This window comes from Caballeronia glathei, assembly GCF_000698595.1.
In the GTDB taxonomy this organism is placed as follows: Bacteria; Pseudomonadota; Gammaproteobacteria; order Burkholderiales; family Burkholderiaceae; genus Caballeronia; species Caballeronia glathei.
In genome coordinates this window covers 1-4,655 of the sequence record NZ_JFHC01000161.1, presented here as the reverse complement: position 1 = coordinate 4,655, position 4,655 = coordinate 1, and the positions used below count along the sequence as shown (strand labels likewise).

Below are 4,655 nucleotides of genomic sequence, written 5' to 3'. Positions count from 1 at the left end.
AGCCTCCACAATTCCCGGGGCGGTTCACCTCGGCAATAACCTCGCGCCGTTAATCGGCGCGCGGCCGGTTACGAAGTCGTGCTAACCGACTCGATCTCGGTGAACCGGGGCAGGCTGCTGTCCGCAGCGCCGCGGCTTTAGAGCCAGCGCGACCCGGAGGGCGCGCGATCGTCGCTGTGCGCGACGAAATCCGAACCTGCTCTACATCGCGCAAGCTATCGCGAGGCAACTTTACGGCGCATGTGAACTCAGGCTCCTAATTACTTCGTTTCGCGCAAGCAAGCACGAGCCAGTCCCCAAAGCTTCTGGTATCCGCAGTTACGGAGAGAACGACCGGCCTTAGGGCCGCGCTTCTTCGTAGGAGCGGTGAGGCCCGCAATTGTCATGATGGCCTTGATTTTTTGAAGCCCCTCCGCGCGCGTGCGGGCTTTCGCTTCGTCGATCTGTACCTGCAAATTCGCTAGCTGCGCTCGCAGCTGTCCAATTGTCGAAACAGTCTCGCCCCTGCGGTGCTTTGATCGCAAATGCGTCGCGCGTAGCGTCTCAACGGCGACCAGGACGGAGCGCGGCCGATGGCGGGTGTGCTGAAATGATCGTACATCGACCCGCGGTTCCACCACGCTCCTGTGAACTTCGAAACCGCTGCGGCTCACTGCGCCTCGAAACTGACCACTCGGCGCCAAAATTCGTCCGCACGTCCTTCGGGGCTTCCTTCTTGCTGCCACAGCACGTAAGCCCGCTCACGCAAATGCTGGTCAAGCGCGCGGTGCCAATATTCGTCCGCGCATCCGTCCGGACGGCCGTCCTGGTCCCACAGAAGATAGGCAAGTTCGCGCACCGATTGTTCTAACCCAATCTTCGTTTCGGAATTTCGTTCAAGATCGTCCCCGTACGGGGCTATCTGGCCACGTCGACTGACGTGCATTCGAGCTGTCAACGTCGCTAAATCAGCATCAGGAACCAACCGCCCGTGCGCCGCGGCCTCCAGCGCCTTTGCTATGTATTGGGCGTCATCCGTGGCATCGCCCAACTCCCCAAGTGTTATCGGGTAAGTGTGCAGCACCGCACCGCGGCAATCCAGTACATCGACTAATCGTTCTGCCATCGCTTGCTCCACAGACCTGTCCTTCGAACGGCCGCCTTCGGGTGCAGAGCCGGTATCCTGGTCGTTGTAGACCGTTCGGCGGCGAGAGCTACCATTGCTTGCCAACGGCGGCATAACAGCGCGATCGTAGCGTAAATAATCTCACCGGCGCGCCATGACATTGATTAAGCCACCTTCCCTGTACGCGGGCAGTCGACTTCGGAAAGGTCTCGCACCGACCGCCACCTATCCTGAAGCGTCGAGTGCAATTTGTCCGAGGGCACCCCGACCGAGAAGCAGAGGACCAACTTGGGAGTCGAGCCTTTCTTGGAATATCTGGGCGGTATCGATCATGCGTCCGGCACTTTGTTGGCTTTTCGTTGACGTCGTAGAAGTCGCCGCACTGCGTCATGTCCGCGCAGGTATGCCTGGACTTCGGTTGCCGCTTGCTTTGTCGTTCGTTTTCTTCTCTCGATCGTGTCCGGCGCGAACGCGCGTGCGGGTATGCTTGGTGCTGTTCCTGCGGTGACCAAATTCCAAACACAAGGGGGAGACATGCATAGCAAATATTGCGAGTCCTACCACGCGTTCGACGTGCAGGTAGAAATTGACGCAGCGGAACGGGCTTCCTTCAACGGGAGCGAACGACGCTTTAAAGTCCGATGGTCGGTAACACGGCGTCACTGCAACAAGGGCTTTAGCGAAGTTATCGGTGTATTTACAGAACCGGTTGGTTTCCTTTCCGAGGAAGAAGCGTTGCAATATGGAGAAGGTCGAGCGCACCTGATGATCGACTGCATGTTAAAGCTTCAAGAGGGCGAGGGTCATGCTTCCGGTCCGACCATCTGCGCGGCGCCGCTCCGCCGGCAGGTGTAGGTCAGTTTCATTGTTGTCCGTCCTTATTCGCCGATTGCACATTGCCTTCCTGAGCTGAGCGTCTGTCGGGATTGAGCAGCAGCCCTTCGCCCCATCACGGCGGCGGCGCACAGCGCATCGTTGGACAGGCCGGCTGTTTCCTTGCCGCTACGTCACAGACGCACGGCCCGATCTCCGACACGCGCGCCTAGCTGCGTCGCGGCGCTGCCGCGATTCACTGCAATCTCGACGAGCCCGATCGAGTTCTCGTACCAGAAGGCTTGCCCGGCCTCTGCATCCGAGCTTACCCGACATCCGTATCTGCAATTGCCAGCCGGGCACTTCTCGGCACGGCTTCAGCCCGCAACCCCGTCGGCGCATTGCCGTAGTGATCATCTAGCTTGTCGGGCGGCAGTTCGCCCCGGCTGACCCATGCCGCCATCGAAGCGAACAGGTCGCCACCGCGGAATGAGGCGGGAGCGTGGCGGGACGCCATGTAATCCGCCAGGTTTGCGTATGCGCCGCGCGTGTCGCCACGACCGAGAGCAGACCGTGGTCTGGTCCGATGAACCGCTGGCCCGTCGGCTTGCAGCACGACCGCGTCTCGCTCGCTACCCACGCCGGGATCGACCACGGCCAGGAAGACACTATTTGGCGGATACCACCGTGCAAGCCATGGCGCGAACGACGGGAAGCCGGCGTTCGGCATGACGAAGACGGGCGCCTGTCGCGGTCGCACACCAGACAGCCAACAGCGGTTCTGGCTATAGACGGGCGTCCTCACCTGTGGAGTGCCAGTGGTAGGAAGTCCCATTATTTGGGCATATATTTTGCGCCGTTGCAGCAAAGCGCAGAGCGCGACGCCGCGACGGAGGATCGTAATTCCACAAGTCATCGTGGGACTCTTCTCGTCGGCCCGCGAGGGGCATGAGGCGCTTCGCGCATTGCAATCATTAGGGCTGGGCCGCGACGACGGCCATCTTTACCGACCGGGGCAGCGCGATGCGCAGAGCGGTCCGGCGGAGAACCCCTCGGAGTTAGAATTGCACCCGACCGACTACGCTGAGTACGTGGCCCACGGCGAACATCAAGGCGTGGTCGGCACCGCCAATCGCGACTTCGGTCCGGCAACTGCCTCGCCCATACCCATTTCCGAGACTGCGGTCCCATCGACCGATGACGCTCGCGCGCGCACACTGCTCGTTGTCAATGAAAGCCCCCGGCTTAAACTGACCGTCGCATCCGAGGTCTTGTATGAACACGGGGCGGTGGCCGTGAAAGACCCGGCCGGTCACTGGCGCCTCTCCCCGCACCGACGCATTTGCCGAAGCCAAGAGTAGATACAAATCGCAACGGGAAAATCGGCCCGCGACTGTTTTTGGCAGCCCGATAAGACTACTGTCCCGCGCCGGTGCGTGCCGTCGTGTTGGCCGACGATGAGCCCGGCATCCTGTTCGTGTTCGACCGCGCCGGGCTACTTTGTTATCACGCTTAAAACGGTGCCGAGGCGCTTGAGGCTACGCTCGTGTAACCACGAGCCGGCTGAAGGGTACAGACCTGTCGACCTGCACGCCGCCTCCGGAGGCGCTGCTGAACCTGGCACCAACCGCATACCTAGACCCGTACCGCTCGGCGTCGGAAAGTTCTCCGGAAAGCCGGTGCCCTCGTCCTCGACCACTAGCGTAAGATTGCCGTCCGTTTCGGACAGCCTGATTCGAATGTGACCGCGGCCGTATTTTAAGGCGTTCGTGGTCAACTCAGAGACGATAATGCCCAACGTGGTGAGTTGCGTCTCCTTCAATTGGACCTGCCCGGCGTCAACGTGCTGTGCCAAGGGCTACATGGAGGCCGTGCATCCTTACTCGGCTGGCAGCGGCTATGTGAACTTCATGGTCGACGACGGGAACGACAGCAGGCTCAGAGCGACCTATGGCGACAACTACGAGCGCCTCGTCGCGTTAAGAGGCAAATACGACCCGACGAACTTCTTTTGTGTTCGCCAGAACATCAGACCGATACATTCTTAAGCGACCCCGCCGGGCGCAATCCAGGCGCGCCAAAGGCCTGCTCAGAGCGTTCTTTCGTTCATGCAATCGCAGGAACGCTCAAGCTTGATATTTCATCGCAATGGAACTCACGACCATTGCCATTGATCGAGTCCGGATATAAGTCCGCTGCAACCGGCGCAGGCCCGCGGCGTCGTGAAGTCCGCACGCCCGTATCTCCCATCTGCGGGATGAAGGTGCCACCAAGCACACACGACGAGACGACGCGCGCTTGAAGACGCACGGCGGGACTTCGCGGGGGTTGACACAACCAAGGCGCAGAGGGCCCCAGTTCGACGAGCTGACGCGCAAATCGGAGCAGCGCGACGAGCGCTACTGCAATCAGGACGCGGCGCAAGTCGTGGATCTTCGTCACCAGGTTGGCATTCTGGAACGGAATCTGTCGGCGAGCCGTGCCGAACATGCTAGCCTTAACGCGCATCCTTTATGGGCAGCATGGTGCAGGCGCATTACAGACGATTTCGCACGACCTTGGTGCGCGGAGGAAGCTATTGTGAAGTCGCTCAGCCCGGAAACGTTGGACCAGGTCGCCGATCGTTGGACGGTTGTCATGAACCGGGTGAACCGTCAAATTGGCCGCTATCCCGATCGGCTCTATTTGGAGTTGACGGAGTTAATTCACCGTAAGCGTCAGCGCATCCCGTCTTGAA

Annotated in this window: 7 protein-coding genes; 3 read left to right on the top strand and 4 right to left on the bottom strand. The window is 60.3% G+C overall.

Going from position 1 to position 4,655, the window contains the following annotated elements; all coding sequences use genetic code 11:
- Nucleotides 1-649: 649 nt before the first annotated feature.
- Nucleotides 650-1,105, bottom strand: coding sequence for a DUF2934 domain-containing protein (locus tag BG61_RS37675; protein ID WP_035943271.1), 456 nt, complete (start codon nt 1,103-1,105; stop codon nt 650-652).
- Nucleotides 1,106-1,639: 534 nt separating this feature from the next.
- Here BG61_RS37675 and BG61_RS37670 point away from each other — a divergent pair.
- Nucleotides 1,640-1,960, top strand: a complete 321-nt coding sequence (locus BG61_RS37670; protein ID WP_152565292.1) for a hypothetical protein — start codon at nt 1,640-1,642, stop codon at nt 1,958-1,960.
- A 152-nt stretch (nt 1,961-2,112) separates the two neighbouring features.
- Here the strand turns inward: BG61_RS37670 and BG61_RS44575 are convergent, their stop codons facing one another.
- From BG61_RS44575 to BG61_RS45200, 3 genes are all read right to left on the bottom strand, one after another.
- Nucleotides 2,113-2,199 (bottom strand): SAM-dependent chlorinase/fluorinase, encoded by an 87-nt coding sequence (locus BG61_RS44575; RefSeq protein WP_233469272.1) that lies wholly within the window; start codon nt 2,197-2,199, stop codon nt 2,113-2,115.
- Between the two features lie 44 nt (nt 2,200-2,243).
- Entirely contained in the window at nt 2,244-2,648 is a 405-nt protein-coding gene (locus BG61_RS44570; RefSeq protein ID WP_233469270.1) for an SAM-dependent chlorinase/fluorinase, read from the bottom strand.
- Between the two features lie 765 nt (nt 2,649-3,413).
- Complete coding sequence (locus BG61_RS45200) at nt 3,414-3,773, bottom strand: ATP-binding protein (protein ID WP_035943264.1); 360 nt, start codon at nt 3,771-3,773, stop codon at nt 3,414-3,416.
- Here BG61_RS45200 and BG61_RS44925 point away from each other — a divergent pair.
- Together BG61_RS44925 and BG61_RS37650 are read left to right on the top strand one after the other, a co-directional pair.
- Nucleotides 3,709-3,966 (top strand): BBE domain-containing protein, encoded by a 258-nt coding sequence (locus tag BG61_RS44925; protein WP_081868327.1) that lies wholly within the window; start codon nt 3,709-3,711, stop codon nt 3,964-3,966. The two genes, BG61_RS45200 and BG61_RS44925, sit on opposite strands and share 65 nt — an antisense overlap.
- A 250-nt stretch (nt 3,967-4,216) precedes the next feature.
- Nucleotides 4,217-4,654, top strand: a complete 438-nt coding sequence (locus tag BG61_RS37650) for a hypothetical protein (protein WP_035943259.1) — start codon at nt 4,217-4,219, stop codon at nt 4,652-4,654.
- Nucleotide 4,655 lies beyond the last annotated feature (1 nt).

Bases quoted from the DNA above. Each gene is read 5' to 3' on its own strand.
- BG61_RS37675 (WP_035943271.1), bottom strand. From the start codon at position 1,105: ATGGCAGAACGATTAGTCGATGTACTGGATTGCCGCGGTGCGGTGCTG.
- BG61_RS37670 (WP_152565292.1), top strand. From the start codon at position 1,640: ATGCATAGCAAATATTGCGAGTCCTACCACGCGTTCGACGTGCAGGTA.
- BG61_RS44570 (WP_233469270.1), bottom strand. From the start codon at position 2,648: ATGCCGAACGCCGGCTTCCCGTCGTTCGCGCCATGGCTTGCACGGTGG.
- BG61_RS44925 (WP_081868327.1), top strand. From the start codon at position 3,709: ATGCCCAACGTGGTGAGTTGCGTCTCCTTCAATTGGACCTGCCCGGCG.